At 58.8% G+C, this 17,140-nt stretch carries 17 protein-coding genes and 4 tRNA genes; 19 read left to right on the top strand and 2 right to left on the bottom strand.

Features of this window, described 5'->3' with window-relative positions:
- Positions 1–165: 165 nt before the first annotated feature.
- The 19 genes from radC to QZ383_RS00720 all read left to right on the top strand — a co-directional run bounded on the left by radC (position 166) and on the right by QZ383_RS00720 (position 14,877).
- Positions 166–858 (top strand): DNA repair protein RadC, encoded by a 693-nt coding sequence (gene radC / locus QZ383_RS00810; protein ID WP_291442238.1) that lies wholly within the window; start codon positions 166–168, stop codon positions 856–858.
- Between the two features lie 119 nt (positions 859–977).
- Complete coding sequence (gene lon / locus QZ383_RS00805) at positions 978–3,485, top strand: endopeptidase La (RefSeq protein ID WP_291442916.1); 2,508 nt, start codon at positions 978–980, stop codon at positions 3,483–3,485.
- Between the two features lie 5 nt (positions 3,486–3,490).
- Positions 3,491–4,357, top strand: a complete 867-nt coding sequence (prmC, locus tag QZ383_RS00800; protein WP_291442236.1) for a peptide chain release factor N(5)-glutamine methyltransferase — start codon at positions 3,491–3,493, stop codon at positions 4,355–4,357.
- Between the two features lie 135 nt (positions 4,358–4,492).
- Positions 4,493–4,568: transfer RNA gene (locus QZ383_RS00795), tRNA-Thr, on the top strand.
- A 108-nt stretch (positions 4,569–4,676) separates the two neighbouring features.
- A tRNA-Tyr gene (locus QZ383_RS00790) sits at positions 4,677–4,762 on the top strand.
- 64 nt (positions 4,763–4,826) lie between these two features.
- Positions 4,827–4,902: transfer RNA gene (locus tag QZ383_RS00785), tRNA-Gly, on the top strand.
- A 158-nt stretch (positions 4,903–5,060) separates the two neighbouring features.
- Positions 5,061–6,254 carry an elongation factor Tu gene (gene tuf, locus QZ383_RS00780; protein WP_291442235.1) on the top strand — a complete coding sequence of 398 codons (1,194 nt, stop codon included), beginning with the start codon at positions 5,061–5,063 and terminating at the stop codon, positions 6,252–6,254.
- A 3-nt stretch (positions 6,255–6,257) separates the two neighbouring features.
- Positions 6,258–6,407, top strand: a complete 150-nt coding sequence (rpmG, locus tag QZ383_RS00775; RefSeq protein WP_008684737.1) for a 50S ribosomal protein L33 — start codon at positions 6,258–6,260, stop codon at positions 6,405–6,407.
- A 44-nt stretch (positions 6,408–6,451) separates the two neighbouring features.
- Positions 6,452–6,528: transfer RNA gene (locus QZ383_RS00770), tRNA-Trp, on the top strand.
- A gap of 22 nt (positions 6,529–6,550) precedes the next feature.
- Positions 6,551–6,790 carry a preprotein translocase subunit SecE gene (gene secE, locus QZ383_RS00765; RefSeq protein ID WP_022658436.1) on the top strand — a complete coding sequence of 80 codons (240 nt, stop codon included), beginning with the start codon at positions 6,551–6,553 and terminating at the stop codon, positions 6,788–6,790.
- Between the two features lie 8 nt (positions 6,791–6,798).
- Positions 6,799–7,371 carry a transcription termination/antitermination protein NusG gene (gene nusG, locus QZ383_RS00760; protein WP_022658435.1) on the top strand — a complete coding sequence of 191 codons (573 nt, stop codon included), beginning with the start codon at positions 6,799–6,801 and terminating at the stop codon, positions 7,369–7,371.
- Positions 7,372–7,436: 65 nt separating this feature from the next.
- Complete coding sequence (rplK, locus tag QZ383_RS00755) at positions 7,437–7,859, top strand: 50S ribosomal protein L11 (RefSeq protein WP_022658434.1); 423 nt, start codon at positions 7,437–7,439, stop codon at positions 7,857–7,859.
- Positions 7,860–8,029: 170 nt separating this feature from the next.
- Positions 8,030–8,737: a 50S ribosomal protein L1 gene (gene rplA / locus QZ383_RS00750; protein WP_291442232.1), complete on the top strand. Its 708-nt coding sequence runs from the start codon at positions 8,030–8,032 to the stop codon at positions 8,735–8,737.
- 168 nt (positions 8,738–8,905) lie between these two features.
- Positions 8,906–9,430 carry a 50S ribosomal protein L10 gene (gene rplJ, locus QZ383_RS00745; RefSeq protein WP_291442230.1) on the top strand — a complete coding sequence of 175 codons (525 nt, stop codon included), beginning with the start codon at positions 8,906–8,908 and terminating at the stop codon, positions 9,428–9,430.
- A gap of 51 nt (positions 9,431–9,481) precedes the next feature.
- On the top strand, positions 9,482–9,862 hold the full coding sequence (gene rplL / locus QZ383_RS00740) for a 50S ribosomal protein L7/L12 (RefSeq protein ID WP_192111373.1): 381 nt from the start codon (positions 9,482–9,484) through the stop codon (positions 9,860–9,862).
- Positions 9,863–10,303: 441 nt separating this feature from the next.
- Positions 10,304–10,711 carry a hypothetical protein gene (locus QZ383_RS00735; protein ID WP_291442226.1) on the top strand — a complete coding sequence of 136 codons (408 nt, stop codon included), beginning with the start codon at positions 10,304–10,306 and terminating at the stop codon, positions 10,709–10,711.
- A 384-nt stretch (positions 10,712–11,095) separates the two neighbouring features.
- Positions 11,096–11,959: a c-type cytochrome gene (locus tag QZ383_RS00730; RefSeq protein ID WP_291442224.1), complete on the top strand. Its 864-nt coding sequence runs from the start codon at positions 11,096–11,098 to the stop codon at positions 11,957–11,959.
- A gap of 3 nt (positions 11,960–11,962) precedes the next feature.
- Positions 11,963–13,315 carry a cytochrome ubiquinol oxidase subunit I gene (locus QZ383_RS00725; protein ID WP_291442222.1) on the top strand — a complete coding sequence of 451 codons (1,353 nt, stop codon included), beginning with the start codon at positions 11,963–11,965 and terminating at the stop codon, positions 13,313–13,315.
- Positions 13,316–13,317: 2 nt separating this feature from the next.
- On the top strand, positions 13,318–14,877 hold the full coding sequence (locus QZ383_RS00720) for a cytochrome c (RefSeq protein WP_291442220.1): 1,560 nt from the start codon (positions 13,318–13,320) through the stop codon (positions 14,875–14,877).
- Between the two features lie 333 nt (positions 14,878–15,210).
- On the opposite strand, the gene QZ383_RS00715 is transcribed toward QZ383_RS00720, so the two are convergent.
- Together QZ383_RS00715 and QZ383_RS00710 are read right to left on the bottom strand one after the other, a co-directional pair.
- Positions 15,211–16,497: a glycoside hydrolase family 3 protein gene (locus tag QZ383_RS00715; RefSeq protein ID WP_291442217.1), complete on the bottom strand. Its 1,287-nt coding sequence runs from the start codon at positions 16,495–16,497 to the stop codon at positions 15,211–15,213.
- Between the two features lie 11 nt (positions 16,498–16,508).
- On the bottom strand, positions 16,509–17,090 hold the full coding sequence (locus QZ383_RS00710; protein ID WP_365860626.1) for a formylmethanofuran dehydrogenase subunit E family protein: 582 nt from the start codon (positions 17,088–17,090) through the stop codon (positions 16,509–16,511).
- Between the last annotated feature and the right edge of the window lie 50 nt (positions 17,091–17,140).

The following is a 17,140-nucleotide window of genomic DNA, read 5'->3' as shown; positions in this document are numbered from 1 at the left end:
TCGCCGCGCCAGCCTTGCGCGGTGCAAATGCGGTTATTGCGACCCAGATTCCGCTGCGATCCGCATTTATCATTTTCGCTCACGTAAAAAACGGCAAAGGATTTGCGGGATGCATGCGCCTTTATCCGCCCGCCCCCTTGCGCAACCTCCAAGACTGCTTATTTTATGACAGCAAAGCCAACATCCACCCCGCCCACAAGCCTCGGGCATCGTGAGCGGCTGCGGCAAAGACTGGAACTGGAACCCACAGCAGTGGCGGATTATGAAGTGCTGGAGCTGCTGCTAGGCTACGGGTTGACCCGCAAGGACACAAAGCCCCTCGCCAAGGAACTGATACAGAAGTTTGGCAGCATTCGCGGGGCGCTGGACGCAAGGCCAGAAGAACTCTTGCAGGTGCCCGGTTTTGGGCCGGGATTGCTGGCCTTATGGCGGGTTTTGGGCGAAACGCGGGCGCGCTACGCAGCGGCAGAGCTGCGGCAAAAAGAAGTTCTGGCAACACCCGAGGCCGTAGCCCGCATGGCGCAGGCCCGGCTTGGCACAAGCCCCCACGAAGAATGCTGGCTGGCGCTGGTAGACAGGCGCAACCGTCTCATGGCCTGGGAGCGCCTGCGCAGGGGCGGCATTGCAGAAATTTCAATCTACCCAAGGGACGTTCTTGAAGCGGCCCTGCTTCGCAAGGCAAGCGGCATAATCTTGGTGCACAACCACCCCGGCGGCAATCCGGGGCCTTCGCAGGAAGACCGCCTGCTGACAGAAGAACTGCAAAGACTTGCGCCCCGCATGGGGCTGCGCTTTCTGGATCACGTCATCGTTACTGATGGAGACTGCTACAGCATAACGCAATCACAACGCATTTGAATCGAAAGCAGTCGGGGAGAATATATATGGCTGACATCAATGAAAAAGACATTTTGCTGAATCAGGAAGAACCCATTGAGGCAGAACCTGCCATCGACAGCGAAACGGACAAGGCGGAAATGAACGCGCCCGAGACGCTGGATCACGAGGGCAGTCTCAATACGGCGGCGCAGAGCATTCCCGACACGCTGCCCGTGTTGCCGGTCAGAGACGTGGTTATCTTCAACTATATGATCCTGCCGCTCTTTATCGGGCGCGACAAATCAGTGCAGGCCGTGGACGCAGCCCTGAAGAACGGACGGCACCTGCTTGTGTGCGCGCAAAAAGAAGAAACCACCGAAGACCCCAAGCCGGAAGACCTCTACGAGGTCGGCACGGTGGTGCAGGTCATGCGCATGCTCAAGATGCCCGATTCGCGGGTGAAAATCCTTGTACAGGGCGTGAGCCGCGCACGGGTTACGGGCTACCGTCAGGTGGAACCCTTCCTTGAAGCGCGCATTGAAACCCTGCCCGAGCAGATCCCTGTGGTGGACGCCACGGTGGAGGCCCTGTTGCGCTCCGTGCGCGAGCAGAGCGAAAAGGTGCTGACCCTGCGCGGTCTTTCCTCGCCAGATGTGCTTGCAGTCTTGCAGGGCGTGGACGATCCGGGCCGCCTGGCCGACCTCATCGCCGCCAACATGCGCATGAAAACCGCCGATGCACAGCGCATTCTCGAGGCGGAGAATCCCATTGACCGCCTCATGCTGGTCAACACCCAGTTGCAGCGCGAGGTTGAAGTCGCCACCGTGCAGGCGCGCATCCAGAGCTCGGCCCGCGAGGGCATGGACAAGGCGCAGAAGGATTACTTTCTGCGGGAGCAGCTCAAGGCTATCCGCACCGAACTTGGCGACAAGGACGAAGACGGCGAGGAAGACCTTGAAAACCTCAAGCAGGCCCTTGAAAAAGCAGGCCTGCCCAAGGACGTGCGCAAGGAAGCCGACAAGCAGTTGCGCCGCCTTTCGGGCATGCACGCCGATTCTTCCGAGGCCAACGTGGTGCGCACCTACCTTGACTGGCTGGTGGAACTGCCGTGGAAAAAGCTTTCGCGCGACAGGCTGGATATTGTCCATGCCAAAGAAATTCTTGATGAAGATCACTGCGGCCTCGACAAAATCAAGGACCGCATCCTTGAATTCCTGAGCGTGCGCAAGCTCAATCCGCAGTCCAAGGGGCCGATCCTCTGCTTCGCGGGCCCTCCCGGCGTGGGCAAAACCTCGCTCGGGCGCTCCATTGCACGGGCGCTGGGCCGCAAATTCCAGCGGCTTTCGCTGGGCGGCATGCACGATGAGGCGGAAATCCGCGGGCATCGGCGCACCTACATCGGCGCCATGCCGGGGCGCATCATTCAGGCCCTCAAGCAGGCCGGAACGCGCAACCCCGTTATTGTGCTGGACGAAGTGGACAAGCTTGGCGCGGATTTCAGGGGCGATCCTTCGTCCGCCCTGCTGGAAGTGCTTGATCCGGAACAGAACTACACCTTCAGCGACCACTATCTGAACGTGCCCTTTGATCTTTCAAAGGTTATGTTCCTCTGCACGGCCAACCATCTGGAAACCATCCCGGCTGCCCTGCGGGACCGTATGGAAGTCATTTCTCTGCCCGGTTACACCTTGCAGGAAAAAGCCCAGATCGCCCGCAAGCATCTGCTGCCCAAGAAGGTGGAAGACAACGGCCTTGCCCCCAAGGACGTGGAACTGACGGAAGAAGCCCTGGAAAAGATCATCCGCGAATACACACGCGAGGCCGGGCTGCGCAACCTTGAACGCGAGCTTTCCTCCATTTGCCGCAAACTGGCCCGCCGTAAGGCCGAGGGCAAAAAACCGCCCTTTATGGTCGACGTGGCCGATGTGGAAAAGCTGCTGGGCGCGCCCCGCTTTATTGAAGACGAAAAGGAAAAGAAGCTCATGCCCGGCATGGCTCTGGGCCTGGCCTGGACGCCCGCTGGCGGCGAAGTGCTGACTGTTGAAGCCACCGTCATGAAGGGCAAGGGCGGCCTCACCCTCACCGGACAGCTTGGCGATGTGATGAAGGAAAGCGCCCAGGCGGCCTTGAGCTACATCCGCAGCCGTGCGGAAGAGCTTGGCGTTGACCCCGGTTTTGTGTCGCAATACGACCTGCACGTGCACGTGCCTGCGGGCGCAACGCCCAAGGATGGCCCCTCGGCAGGCGTTACGCTGACCACGGCCCTCATCTCCGCCCTGAGCGGACGGCGTGTGCGTGCAGACCTTTGCATGACCGGCGAGATCACCCTGCAAGGCCGGGTGCTGCCTGTGGGCGGCATCAAGGAGAAAATCCTGGCGGGCGTGACGCGCGGCCTCAAACATGTGGTCATCCCGCACCAGAACGTCAAAGACCTCGAGGATGTGCCCAAGGAGCTGCTCAAGCGCATCATCGTGCACCCTGTGCACCATTATGACGAACTGCTGCCCATCGTGTTTGAAACCAAGGGCGGACGCGGCAGCTCCACAACGGGCAAGGGCGGCAAAAGCAAGATGGAAGAATCCACGGGCGTTGCTGCCAAAGGCACGAAAGCAGGTAAAACCGCTGGAGCCAGAAAGCCCAAGCGCCCCGCAGAAGCCGGAGCCTGACATTCGTGCGCCTCAAGCAATATATAGATGAAGCGACAGAACAATTGACAAAGGCGGGGGTGGACAGCCCCCGCCTTTGTGCAGAAGTGCTGGCGCGCGAAACGCTCAAGGGAGATCCATCCGGCTCGGCCCGCCTGTTTTGCATTCTGGAGGCAGGGCGGGAGCTGACGGCCAGAGAAGAGAATGATTTTCTAGCGCTGGTCGCCCGCCGTGCCACAGGGCAACCTCTGGCCCAGATCATCGGGCGCAAGGAATTTTATGGCCGCGACTTTGCGGTTACGCAGCACACCCTCATTCCCAGACCAGAAACGGAACTCATAGTGGATAATGCTCTGGAGCTGCTGCCGGAAGAGCGCCTCAGCTTTGCAGATCTGGGCACCGGCACAGGCTGCATCGGCATCACCCTGGCGGCGGAGCGCCCTGGCTGGAAGGGTATTCTGCTGGATATCTGCCCCAATGCCATTGCCGTTGCCGCGCAAAATGCGGAGCGGCATGGTGTGGGCAACAGGATTACGGCGCTGCGGGCTGACATGTGCACCCCGCCGCTCAAGCCGGAATCCTTGCGCCTGCTTGTGGGCAACCCTCCATATATAGCTGAGGCCGAGCGGCACATGGTTATGGATGAAGTGCTGGGCAACGAGCCGCACAGCGCCCTGTTCTCTGAAAACAACGGCCTGCTCCACCTTAAAGCTGCTGTGGATGCCGCCTCGCTTGCACTGCAAAATGGCGGTTGGGTTTTGCTGGAACACGGCGCAAACCAGGCGGATGCCGTGCACGAAATGCTGGCTGCCACGGGAATTTTCAAAAAAATTGAAAATAAACGGGATATTGCCCAATTAAACCGTTGCACATTGGCGAGGAAAGGGCTATAAGGCCAAATCGTTTCCGCGCAAAGGCGCGAAAAACGATAAAAAGCAGCACGGCTCACTATGATTTGAAAAAATTTGAGCCAAAGCGAAAATTTTGCTTGCAAAGCAATTTGAAAATCGCTAATAAGCTGTGTTGCCGCTGGCGTAGCTCAACTGGCAGAGCAGCTGATTTGTAATCAGCAGGTTGCGGGTTCGAGTCCCATCACCAGCTCCAGCAAAAGCCGTAAGGCTTCCGGTTCGCCGGTTGGAGCACAAGCGGAAGCGATTCCGCGCGCATCGACAAAAACAGATTGCAATGGCCCTGTTTTTGTCTTCCTAAAGTGGAGGGGTTCCCGAGTGGCCAAAGGGAACAGACTGTAAATCTGTCGTCGTGAGACTTCGGAGGTTCAAATCCTCCCCCCTCCACCAGATGAAAAAAGCTGACACGGCTGTAGGAGACAGGTAAAAACTGTCAGGGGACTACGGCATACAGGCGGGAATAGCTCAATGGCTAGAGCATCAGCCTTCCAAGCTGAGGGTTGCGAGTTCGAGTCTCGTTTCCCGCTCCACACCTGCCTCTTCCTCACCTCCCCCATTTCGCCGTGCCTAACGTATCGGGATGCCAGAGCGCTGCCAGATTGATGGCTAGTGATGGATGGTCTTGTGACGCCACAGGCTCTGTCCCATAAAAATCCGTTATCTTCTGCAACCAAGAAGGGAGACCGTCATGGGTAAGGAAAAATTTACGCGTACCAAGCCTCATATGAACATTGGTACTGTCGGTCACATCGACCACGGCAAGACCACTCTGACTGCCGCCATCACCAAAGTCGCTGCTATGAAGCAGGGCGGTAAGTTCATCGCGTACGACGAAATCGACAAGGCTCCGGAAGAAAAGGAACGTGGTATCACCATTTCCACCGCCCACGTCGAATACGAAACCGACAACCGTCACTACGCTCACGTGGACTGCCCCGGCCACGCCGACTACATCAAGAACATGATCACCGGTGCCGCTCAGATGGACGGCGCGATCATCGTGGTTGCCGCCACCGACGGTCCCATGCCCCAGACCCGTGAGCACATCCTGCTCGCCCGTCAGGTCGGCGTGCCTCACCTCGTCGTGTTCATGAACAAGTGCGACCTCGTCGACGACCCCGAACTGCTCGAACTCGTCGAAATGGAAGTCCGCGAACTGCTGAGCTCCTACGGCTACCCCGGCGATGAAATCCCGGTTGTCCGCGGTTCCGCTCTGAAGGCTCTGGAATCCGATAGCGCTGATTCCCCTGACGCCCAGTGCGTGCTCGAACTGCTCGCCGCTTGCGACAGCTACTTCCCGGATCCGGTCCGCGAAACCGACAAGCCCTTCCTGATGCCCATCGAAGACGTGTTCTCCATCTCCGGCCGCGGTACCGTGGTCACCGGTCGTGTGGAACGTGGCATCATCAAGGTCGGCGAAGAAGTCGAAATCGTGGGTATCCGTCCCACCGTGAAGACGACCTGCACCGGCGTCGAAATGTTCCGCAAGCTGCTCGATCAGGGCCAGGCGGGCGACAACATCGGCGCTCTGCTCCGCGGCACGAAGCGTGACGAAGTGGAACGCGGCCAGGTTCTCGCCGCTCCCAAGAGCATCACGCCCCACAAGAAGTTCAAGGCTGAAGTGTACGTTCTCTCCAAGGAAGAAGGCGGCCGTCATACCCCGTTCTTCTCTGGCTACCGTCCTCAGTTCTACTTCCGTACCACTGACATCACCGGCATCATCAACCTGCCCGAAGGCGTGGAAATGGTTATGCCTGGCGATAACTCCCAGTTCATCGTTGAACTCATCGCCCCCATCGCCATGGAAGCTGGCCTGCGTTTCGCCATTCGCGAAGGTGGCCGCACCGTTGGTTCCGGTGTGGTGACAGAAATCATCGAGTAGCATATGCGAGTTAATATCATACTGGCCTGCACTGAGTGCAAGCGCCGCAACTACAGCACCCGGAAGAACAAGAAAAATACTACCGGTCGGCTGGAAATGAAAAAGTATTGTCCCTGGGATAAGAAGCACACTGTGCATCGCGAAACCAGGTAAAATAAACTTCCGCCGGGGGGCGATAAGCCCCCCGGACGGTGTGCAGGGCAGTAGCTCTAACGGCTAGAGCGGCGGTCTCCAAAACCGCATGTTGGGGGTTCGAATCCCTCCTGCCCTGCCATTTTTTATCTCCGGATTACACCATGGCAAAAAAACAAGCTCAAGCTGCCGACCTTAAGGCGGACAAAGGCCCGAACCCTGTCGTACGGTTTACTCGCTACGTTGAGGACGCCAAGGCCGAATTGCGCAAGGTCACCTGGCCTACGTTGCAGGAAACGCGCAAAGCCACCTTGGCCGTTTTGGGCTTTGTAGCCGTGATGGCTGTCATCCTGGGGCTGGTGGACTTTGGTCTGTCTTCCCTGATCAAGACCCTATTGTCCTGAAGGCCGATATGAAAGACCCTGTTATCGACGAAACTTCCGAGCTCTGCAAAAAGGCTCGCTGGTACATCGTGCACACCTACTCGGGTTTCGAGCAGCGTGTGCAGAAGACCATTAACGAGTTGCGCCGCACCGGGCAGGATGAAGGGCTTATTGAGGAAGTTGTTGTTCCCACTGAAAAGGTTATTGAACCTACCAAGGGTGGACAGCAGCGCACCTCTACGCGCAAGTTCTATCCCGGGTATGTCATGGTGCGTATGACCATGACGGATCTTTCCTGGCATCTGGTACAGTCCATCCCCAAGGTCACCGGCTTTGTGGGCGGCAAAAACCGTCCTACCCCAATGCGTGAGAGTGAAGCACAGCGCATTCTCTCCCTGATGGAGTCTCGCCAGGAAACGCCACGGCCCAAGTTCAACTTTGACCGCGGCGACGAAGTACGCGTTATTGAAGGGCCGTTTGGCGGCTTCAATGGCGTTGTGGAAGACGTCAACTACGACAAGGGGAAACTGCGCGTTTCCGTTTCCATTTTTGGTCGTCAGACCCCTGTGGAACTGGATTTCGTGCAGGTATCCAAAGGTTAATGACTTGCCCCCGCGCGACAGGGCTTTGCCTTGAACTGCGCGAGCAGCGATGAAGGATAACTCAAATGGCCAAGAAAGAAGTTGCCAAAATCAAACTGCAGATCCCCGCTGGCGCGGCTAACCCCTCGCCGCCGGTTGGTCCTGCCCTCGGTCAGCACGGCCTGAACATCATGGGTTTCTGCAAGGAATTCAATGCCCGCACCATGGAACAGAAGGGCACGATCATTCCTGTGGTCATCACCGTGTACGCCGACCGCTCTTTCACCTTCATCACCAAGACCCCTCCGGCCTCGGTGCTGATCATGAAAGCCGCCAAGATCGAAAAGGGTTCCGGCGAACCCAACCGTAACAAGGTTGGTAGCCTGAGCATGGCGCAGATTGAAGAAATCGCCAAGCTGAAGCTGCCCGATCTGAATGCTGCAAGCATTGAGTCTGCGGTGAAGTCCATTGCTGGTACCGCTCGCAGCATGGGCATTGACGTTAAGTAAGGCCCATTTAAAGCCGTGAGCGCCCTTGGGCGCTCGTTGCATATACGGCACACTGGTCTTACGGCTGCAACAGCTTTTAAACGCTTGGCAGCCATCGTTGAAATCAATTGTACTGCCGCCTTTGCGCAAGACAAAGTTCGGCAGGAGATGCAAAACGAAAGGATTATCTCATGCCCAGACATGGCAAGAATTTCCGCAAGGCGCTTGAAGGTAGCAACCTTCAGGAACGCTTCAGCATTGAAGACGCCGTCAGCAAATCACTTGGCGCTTCCTTTGCCAAATTTGACGAAACAGTTGACGTGGCCGTGCGCCTCGGCGTTGACCCCAAATATTCTGACCAGATGGTTCGCGGCGCTGTGACCCTGCCCCACGGGCTTGGCAAGACCGTTCGCGTGGCCGTGTTCTGTAAGGGCGAAAAGCAGGCGGAAGCCCGCGAAGCCGGTGCAGATGTTGTGGGTGCCGAAGACCTGGTCGCCAAGGTTAAAGAAGGCTGCCTCGATTTTGACGCCGCCGTGGCTACCCCCGACGTTATGGCTCTTGTGGGTCAGATCGGTCGCGTGCTTGGCCCCCGTGGCCTTATGCCCAACGCCAAGACCGGCTCCGTCACTTTTGATGTGACCAAGGCCGTTACCGAACTTAAGGCCGGTCGCGTGGACTTCAAGGTTGACAAGGCTGGCGTGCTGCACGCTCCCCTTGGCAAGGTCTCCTTTGGCCCCGAAAAGATTCTGGGCAACCTCAAGGCCCTGCTTGACGCCGTGAACCGCCTGAAGCCTTCCGCCGCCAAGGGCAGTTACATGCTCTCCATGGCTGTGTCCACCACCATGGGTCCCGGCTTCAAGGTCGACATGGCTCAGGTTAAAAAATTTCTTGAGGGCTAAGCTCTCAAGGCTGTGGGCGCGCTGTATGTCAGTGCGCCCACAATCTGTCTAAGGATACGGAATTCGAGTCGAAGACGACAGGTGGGCGCAAGCTCTTAATACCCTGTCCAGACACTTCTTCTTTGGCTCGGCATTCCACCTGGCAACCCCGAACGTGAGAGGTATCACGTGAACAGGTCTGGAAAAGCCGTAATTATTGAAGCCGTCAAGGCCCGCGCCGAAAAGGCTTCTTTTGCGGTTATCACGGACTTCAAGGGCATGACGGTGGAAGAGCTGACGAACCTGCGCGTTTCCCTGCGTAATGCAGGCGGCGAATATCTCGTCGTTAAAAACACGCTTGCCCGTATTGCTCTGACCGACGGTACGCACAACGCTATCAAGGATAATTTCCATGATAACTGCGGCGTAGCCTTTGGGTTCGATGACCCCGTGGCGGTGGCCAAGGCGCTCAGCGATTTTGCCAAGCAAAGCAAGCTCTTTGAGCTTCGCTGCGCCAGCCTGGACGGCAAGGCTATGACCGCCGCCCAGATTGACGCACTGGCCAAGCTGCCCGGAAGGGAACAGCTCCTCGGTCAGTTGCTCGGCACCATGAACGCCGTGCCCACCAACTTTGTTTCGCTGTTCGCCAACGTGGTGCGTGGTCTGCTTTATGCCCTCAAGGGCATCGAAGATCAGAAATCCAACGCCGCATAGCAAGCAACCATCGAATTATTTGCACTAAAGCCAAAGATCAGGAGACTTATCATGGCCGTTACCAAAGAAGAAGTTGTTGAATTTATCTCCAATATGACCGTTCTCGAACTTTCTGAGTTCATCAAGGAACTCGAAGAAAAGTTCGGCGTTTCCGCCGCTGCGCCTGCCGCCGCCATGATGATGGCTGCCCCCGCTGCCGCTGCTGAAGCCGCTGAAGAAAAGACCGAGTTCGACGTTATCCTGAAGGAAGCTGGCGCCAACAAGATCGGCGTCATCAAGGTTGTGCGCGCTCTGACCAGCCTGGGCCTCAAGGAAGCCAAGGAAAAGGTTGACGGCGCCCCCGCTACCCTGAAGGAAGGCGTGTCCAAGGAAGAAGCTGAAGAAGCCAAGAAGCAGCTGACCGAAGCCGGCGCCACCGTCGAAGTGAAGTAAGTTCGGTTTATACCGTGCTTTTGAGGCGGAACCTTAGGGTTCCGCCTTTTTTATTGCTTTCTACAGGGCGCTGAAGCTATTTCACAGAGGGTCTACTATCTGCCAAGCTCTGTCACTTTCAGCCCCACCTCCCAAACATCTTGCCTCGGTCTGCATGACCATCCACAGCAAGTCAGGCTCAGCACCAAAGCCAAATGCACCCCTGCGAAGCCAATTTCCCTCACGCTTTCTGAATAGTTCTCTCGCATTTTCCCCAGACGAAAGCCCAATCCAATCTCACCTGCAGAATACCTGTCGATAGCATAAAGGGCGTCGCAGACATTTTGCCATTCCGCCGCTGCGCGAACGCCGCGAAGACATCCCCCTGCTGGCAAAGCATTTTACGCAGCAGATGGCGCGACAGATGAAGAAAAACATCACTAATATTCCTTCCGCCGCCCTGTGCTGCTCTGCGACCAGCTCTGGCCCGGCAACGTGCGCGAGCTTGCCAACGTTATCGAGCGCGCGGTCATTCTTTCCAGCGGCCCCAGCCTGAACATCTGCCCACTGGAGGTTCCCGCCCCGGTTGCGGCCATTTCTCAGCGCAAGCAGGAGGCCAGCGCGCCGCCCGCGCCCGCGCAGCCCAACCGGCCCGTGTATACGGATGCCCACCATCAACCCGGTGAAACCCTCAGCGAGCGCGACCGCATCGTGGCCGCCATTCTGGCCTGTAACGGAGTTATGGCGGGTTCGCGCGGGGTGGCCGCCATGCTGGGCCTCAAGCGCACAACCCTGCTCTCGCGCATTCAGCGCATGGGCATAGACATCAAGGATGTGCTGGAAACGCGCGGTCAATCCCTGCCAGCCTAGACTCTGCCAGCATCCCCCTTCCGGGTTGCTCCACCAGCCGGCCACCCCCTCCTCCAATCCGCCGCCCCCCGCCAACTTGGCCCCTGATTTCAGACGGATATGAAAAAAACGCTTGTCCCGCCTTGTTGACATAGCGGGAAGTTCTGTTACCCATTACAATATATCTTGAAAATTCGCGGCCTCAGCCTGTGGCCAGTCTGTCCTGTTTTTGGCTTCAAGCTGGCCTGTTTCTCACGGTCACCGCTGGAGCAGATCAACATTGAACATGTTTATCTGTTCTGCATGGATTTTTGCAAAAGTCCGCGCTGCGAGGTGCCTGCATGACGAAGACAATCTATCGTCACACAAGCATTTCAACGCAAAAATGCTCTAACCGGAGCCGCCATGAACAACCGCACTCTGCTTTACGCCCTGACGCTCACCTGTATTCTGCTGATCTTCGGCGCGTGGACGCTGGCCTTTTTCCATTACGGGGCAGCCGTGCGGCAAACCCCGGCACCGCAGGCGCTGGCAACCTTGCAGGCAGGCCCGGCAGCAGAACCGCAGTTCAATCCGCCCAAACCGCAGGACGCACCGGAAAATATCCGCGAAGCCGTCATGCTCGGCTACAATATTATCAACGATACGGCACAGTACGCCCCCGAGCATGTAGGCAACGAACTCGCCTGCGCCACCTGTCATCTCGAAGGCGGCACCAGCAAGGCGAGCATCACCCTTGTGGGCGTTGCGGCAACCTATCCGCGTTTTCTGGCCAGCCACGGCTACAGCGCAGATCTTGCCCAGAAAGTGCAGGATTGCTTTGCGCGCAACCTCAATGCTGCGCCCCCGGCCCTCGACAGCCGCACCATGCAGGCTGTGCTTGCCTATCTGCACTGGATTTCAAAAGATATCCCCGTCTATGCCAAGCTGCCGTGGGCCATGCCCGCAAAGCTCGACAGCAACCACAAGCCCGATGCCGCCAGCGGGGCCAGCGTATATGCAGACAACTGCGCCTCCTGTCACGGCGACGCGGGCGACGGTTCCCCTCCGCTCTGGGGCAATGGCGCGTACACTGACGGCTCCACCATGCACGACATAAACACCTTTGCCGTGTTTACCCATCGCTTCATGCCGCCGGAGGCAGCCAACCTCACGCCAGAGCAGGCCCTTGACGTGGCGGCCTATGTGGACGGCCAGCCCCGCCCCCATTACGCGCCCGCAAAGCCCGCAACGACAACGGACGCACCCAAAGCGCCGCAGGGGAAGTAGGCCATGAACTTTCCCATCCTGCATATTCCTGTGGTGGGCGACGGCATGACCATTGCCCTCAATGCGGTGCTGCACGTTTATATCAGCCACGGTCTGGCCATCGGCCTCATGACCATGCTGGTGATCTTTCAAACCCTCGCATGGAAGGGCAAGGGCGCATTCTGGGCCGATATTGCCCGCCGGTTGCTGGGGCCTCTGGTGGTTGTTACCACTTCTGTGGGGGCGGTCACGGGCGTGGGCATATGGATTCTGACCGGGAGCCTCGCGCCGGAAGGCATCGGCGCGCTCATCCACCTGTTTTTCTGGCCATGGTTTATTGAATGGTTCGCCTTCACCGCCGAAGTGATTCTGCTGCTCTGCTACTACTACTTGTGGGATCGGCTGATAACGCACAAACCCGGCACACTGGCCGCCATTGGCTGGGGCTATGTGTGTGCGTCCTTTATTTCTGCGGTTCTTATCACAGGCATTCTGGGCTTCATGCTCACCCCGCAGGGCTGGCCGTGGGCCAGAAGCTTTGCCGAGGCCTATTTTAACCCCACCTTTGTGCCACAGTGCTTTTTGCGTGTCGGCGGCGGCCTTGGCCTAGGCATACTGCTGCTCATGGCCTGGATCGCCTGGCACTTCAAGGGCACGGCAGAAGAACGCGGCAGGGCCTTGCGCCTCTGCGGCACGGCGTTGCTGCTCTCTCTGGCTGTGACGGCAGCGGCCACCTATGTGTATTTTTCGCGGGTGCCGCAAACCTACCTCACGCACTGGAAGTTCTCGGTCGCCACATCCTACCTCTCGCAAATGCCGGACTTCCTGCCTGCGGCCAACGCGGTTGCCGCGCTTGTACTCCTGCTGACGGCACTGGCGGCGCTTGGGCGCTCACGGCTGGCATGCCGCTTGCTGTGCATTCCGGCCCTGATCATGAGCCTGTGTTTTGTCATGGAATTTGAGCGGGTGCGCGAATTTATTCGTGGCCCGTACCTGATGCCGGGCTATATGCACGCCAGCCAGATAACCCTTGTGGAAAGCGAGGCGCTGGCAGCCCAGAACGCCCCCCTGTTGCCCCGGCTCCGCTGGGTCAACACCAGCAGCAATCTGCCCCCGGCTACCCAGGCCGCCAGAACGCTGTTTGCGGCCAATTGCGGCGTTTGCCATGCGGAAAGCGGCATCAACGGCATTGATCAGCGCCTTGCGGGGCGCTCGGCAGACGGCATCAACGCCATGCTGGGCATTACGCAGAGGCTGGCCCCCTACATGACGCCCTTTGTGGGTTCGGAGCAGGAACGCGCCATGCTCACGGAGTATCTGTTCCAGCTTTCCTCCAACTATTCCCGCCGCGCCCAACAAGCCGCCAGGGAGAAGTAGCCATGCAGCAATGGACAGACCTGTTTCTCAACAAACCCTTGCCCGAAGGCTGGATGCAGGGGCTGCTCTTCATAACTTTCGGCCTGCATCTGCTCTTTGTGCTGCTCATGCTTGGCACGGCCATACTGAGCCTACTGTTCTTTCTGCGTGACCTGCTGCGGCAGCCTACGCCCGATCAACACTGGAACGAACACGTGGCCCATTCGCACATGGGCCTCAAAAGTCTGGCCGTAGTGTTGGGCGTTGGCCCGCTGCTGCTCATGCAGATAAGCCATCCACACGCCTTTTTTACGGTTACGGGGCTTTTTTCATATGTGTGGCTGGCGATTATTCCGCTGCTGATCGCGGCCTTTCTGCTGTTTGACGGTTTTGCGCACAAGCTTGCCACCAGCGCGTGGCTGGCCCTCATCTGCGGACTGGTGGGCGTTGCGGCCCTCATGACTGTGCCCGCCATCTTTACCGGGGCGCTGACCCTCATGGAACGCCCTGCGGAGTGGGCCGACTTTGCCGCCCACGGCTTCCGCTTTGGCGCGCAGTGGATGCCCCACTGGGTGCTGCGCTACCTGCATGTGCTGGGCGCGGCAGTGGCCTTTGGCGCGGCTTTTCACCTATTTTTCTCTGCCAGAAATGAAAAGCAGAAGGCCCCGCTGCTGCGCAAGTGGCTGCTTGGCGCTCTGGCAGCTCAGGCGGTCATCGGGCTGGCCCTGCTGGCAACCATACTACCGCAACTGTCCGTCCCGGTGCTGTCGCTCATAAGCCTTGGAGCACTGGCCCTTGGCGCGGCGGTCTGGATTCTGAGACCGGAATCGTCAACTTCCGACTATCGTTTGCTGGCCCTGCTGCCCCTTATCTTCGTCTCCATGCTGCTGGCCCGCCAGCTCATGCAGAACGAGGCGCTGGCCCCGGGGCAGGCAGAAGCAACGGCCCTGCGCGAACAGCGCGTTCAGGAACTGGCTCCCTTCAGCCAGAAGGCTCTGGAGGCCTTTGCCGTCAAGCTGCGCACCGTGTACGACAATGGCGACACCATTTATGACGGCGCATGCGAGCCGTGCCACGGCCTCACCGGGCACGGTGACGGGGCGGAAGCCTCACGCCTGCGCATCCCCGCCACAGACCTGACCACCATGCGCACTGACCGGGATTATGTGTATGAAATGGTGCGCGACGGCATCCCCGGCACAGGCATGCCCTATTTTCGCATGTTCGACCGAGAAAAGCTGGAGAACCTGCTGGACGTCATAGGCAAGCGCTTTGGCATGTATGCAGCCACGCCGCCGCCCCCACGCGATATCAGCCCTCTTTCGCTTGAAGTATGGATAGGCACCTGCGCCAAATGCCACGCGGCCAACGGCAGCGTCAGCCCCTCGGGACGCGCCATGCAGCCCCCGCCGCCCGATTTTACGCGCAGCAGCCTGACCCACGGGCAGGCCCTGAAAATCATTACCGAGGGCTATCCCGGCACAGGCATGCCCGGCTACCGGAACCAGCCCCAGACCGTGCGCGAAGACCTCGCCATTATCTGCAACAGCTTCCGCGCCGCGCATACCAAGAACGGGAAATAGCCGTGCGCGGGCTGGCCCCCCGGCCTCGGTGCCGTCACAACGGATTTTCCGATCAATTTCTGAGAATCCCATAACAAAGCCCCCGTTCCATGATGGAGCGGGGGCTTTGATTTCATTCAGTTACTTGCACTGTTTACGGGCGGCTTTTCTGGCCTTGTTGCGCAAACGCCGTTCTTCGTCATCAAGCAGGGCACGCTGCTTGTCAAAGGGTATTCAACCGCAGTTCAGGCGGTCTGTGGGCAGCCAGCCTTTTTTGAGGGCAAGCAGGTATATGGCGGCAATACCGCCAAACACCAGCAGGAGAATCAAAGTATCCATAAAACCTCCGCCGCTTTATCTGGTCCAGGGATAGAGCGCCGATGATCCATCGGCGGCGGCCCTGGCGGCAGTGGCGCGGCTTGCATACAGGTTAGTGATGCGCAGCCATGATTCCATGATCCGCTGGCGCGAAATGCGCCCGCTTTCCACTAGCCCGCGCAAGGTCTCAAAAGCCTTGCTGGGCAGGGTTTCGTCCCAATACAAGTTATTGCCGAACAGCAGAATGTCCACCCCGGCGTTGACGGCCAGCAGCATTGCCTGTTCCATGCCGTAATGGTCGGTGATGGCCTTCATCTGCATGTCGTCGCTGATGATCACGCCCTGCCAGCCCATGCGCCCGCGCAACAAATCGGCAACAACCGCGCGGGAAAGCGTGGCAGGATATTGCGGGTCAAGCCCCTTGTGGTACAGGTGCCCAAGCATCACCATGCCGGGCCAGCCCTGGGCAAAGGCCTGCGCGTAGGGCGCAAGGTCGGCCTTGGCATTCCAGCTGCGGGTGATGTCCGTCAGGCCCAGATGCGAATCCTTTTGCGCGCCGCCCTGACCGGGGAAATGCTTGAGCGCGGGGATGATGCCGCTCTGCGCCAGCCCCTGCCCAAAAGCCAGAGCGTGCGCGGCCACAAGCGCCGGATTGGGGCTGAAGCTGCGCTCCAACGCGCCAATGGCCGGATTGGCGGGGTTGCTGTTCACATCCGCCACAGGGGCCAGATCAACAGAAATTCCCAGCGAGGCCAGTTCCACGCCCAGTTGCCGGGCGATGGCCCGGGTTTTCTCCGGGCTGGCCGTGCCCATGCTCTGGGCAGAAGGCAGATCGGCAAAGCCACGTTGCGGCTTGAGCCGCCGCACCCGTCCGCCCTCCTGGTCAACAGCTATGAGCATGGGGCAGGGGGACGCCGCCCGCAGCGTGGCTGTGAGCCGCCGCACCTGCTGGGGCGAAATGATATTGCGTTCGCCGCCTGTGGTAACATCCCGGTCAAACAGGATAATATGTCCAACATGCCCAGCGCGCACCTGTGCAAGAAAGGCATCGCCCTGGGGCAAATCCGCCCCGCGAAAGCCAAGCATGAGCATGGAGCCGATCATGACGTCCAGCGATGGCGCGGCACTGCCCGCGCCTGTTTTAGCAGGCATGGCAGGCGCAGCCGGGGCCACGGCGCTCAGCAGGGGCGAAAAACAGAGGACCAGCGTAAACGCAAGCCGACAAAGTGCAGCCCCGCCCTTGCACGCGGCAGCAAAAAAAATCTGCATGGCGGAACAGCGCCACACATCGGGGGATTTGCCCCTGTTTACAGCATCAGACACGACTTTTTGCCTCAATTTTCAGGGTCAAGCGTTGTGTAAGGGGCCTGCCCTTGGCAGCCAAGGCACTGCGGGCCATGATCCAGAGGATAGGCCTCGCCGCAGCGGGGGCAAATGCCGATGGTGCCCATGTGGCCATGTCCCAGAAAAACCTTGTCCACCTGCACGCGCTGCACCTTGCAGATGCTGTACCCGGCTTCTTCAATTTGCCGTTCAAGCTCCACAATATCCTGAGCATGCTTGGGCTTTTCTTTCATGAACCAGCTACGGATTTCCGGATAGGCGAATAGTTTTGCCGGGTCTATGCTCACGCGCACGCCTACGCCTGTTTTCTTGTCGTACAGCGAAACTGCGTAAAGCCCCAGATCGCGCACATGCAAACGCTTGTTGCCCGTGCTGCACAGGCTGAGCAGCTGCACCGCGTCCGGCAGGCATTTGCTGGTTTCCGCCACTGCTTCAAAAAGGGTTCCTTCGGGCAGCATACCCTTGGCAAGCTCGACCATATAGCCGCCGATAAGCAGGCCTGGAGCCGCGCAGCCGTGAAATTCCTCTGCAATCCCGTGGAATTGCGAAAACGTATACGCGCCGATATTCATGGGTATTCCGTCGTGCTGCCCGCCGTGTGCGGAAGATAAGGTGGGGTGCG

Origin of the sequence: Desulfovibrio sp. (genome assembly GCF_019422935.1) — a bacterium.
GTDB lineage: Bacteria > Desulfobacterota > Desulfovibrionia > Desulfovibrionales > Desulfovibrionaceae > Desulfovibrio.
Note: the sequence above shows the minus strand (reverse complement) of the source record. Positions and strands in the feature narration are given on the sequence as shown.

Coding starts and splice junctions, on each gene's coding strand:
- radC (WP_291442238.1), top strand. CDS start 166: ATGACAGCAAAGCCAACATCCACCCCGCCCACAAGCCTCGGGCATCGT.
- lon (WP_291442916.1), top strand. CDS start 978: ATGAACGCGCCCGAGACGCTGGATCACGAGGGCAGTCTCAATACGGCG.
- tuf (WP_291442235.1), top strand. CDS start 5,061: ATGGGTAAGGAAAAATTTACGCGTACCAAGCCTCATATGAACATTGGT.
- rpmG (WP_008684737.1), top strand. CDS start 6,258: ATGCGAGTTAATATCATACTGGCCTGCACTGAGTGCAAGCGCCGCAAC.
- secE (WP_022658436.1), top strand. CDS start 6,551: ATGGCAAAAAAACAAGCTCAAGCTGCCGACCTTAAGGCGGACAAAGGC.
- nusG (WP_022658435.1), top strand. CDS start 6,799: ATGAAAGACCCTGTTATCGACGAAACTTCCGAGCTCTGCAAAAAGGCT.
- rplK (WP_022658434.1), top strand. CDS start 7,437: ATGGCCAAGAAAGAAGTTGCCAAAATCAAACTGCAGATCCCCGCTGGC.
- rplA (WP_291442232.1), top strand. CDS start 8,030: ATGCCCAGACATGGCAAGAATTTCCGCAAGGCGCTTGAAGGTAGCAAC.
- rplL (WP_192111373.1), top strand. CDS start 9,482: ATGGCCGTTACCAAAGAAGAAGTTGTTGAATTTATCTCCAATATGACC.
- QZ383_RS00730 (WP_291442224.1), top strand. CDS start 11,096: ATGAACAACCGCACTCTGCTTTACGCCCTGACGCTCACCTGTATTCTG.
- QZ383_RS00725 (WP_291442222.1), top strand. CDS start 11,963: ATGAACTTTCCCATCCTGCATATTCCTGTGGTGGGCGACGGCATGACC.
- QZ383_RS00720 (WP_291442220.1), top strand. CDS start 13,318: ATGCAGCAATGGACAGACCTGTTTCTCAACAAACCCTTGCCCGAAGGC.
- QZ383_RS00710 (WP_365860626.1), bottom strand. CDS start 17,090: ATGAATATCGGCGCGTATACGTTTTCGCAATTCCACGGGATTGCAGAG.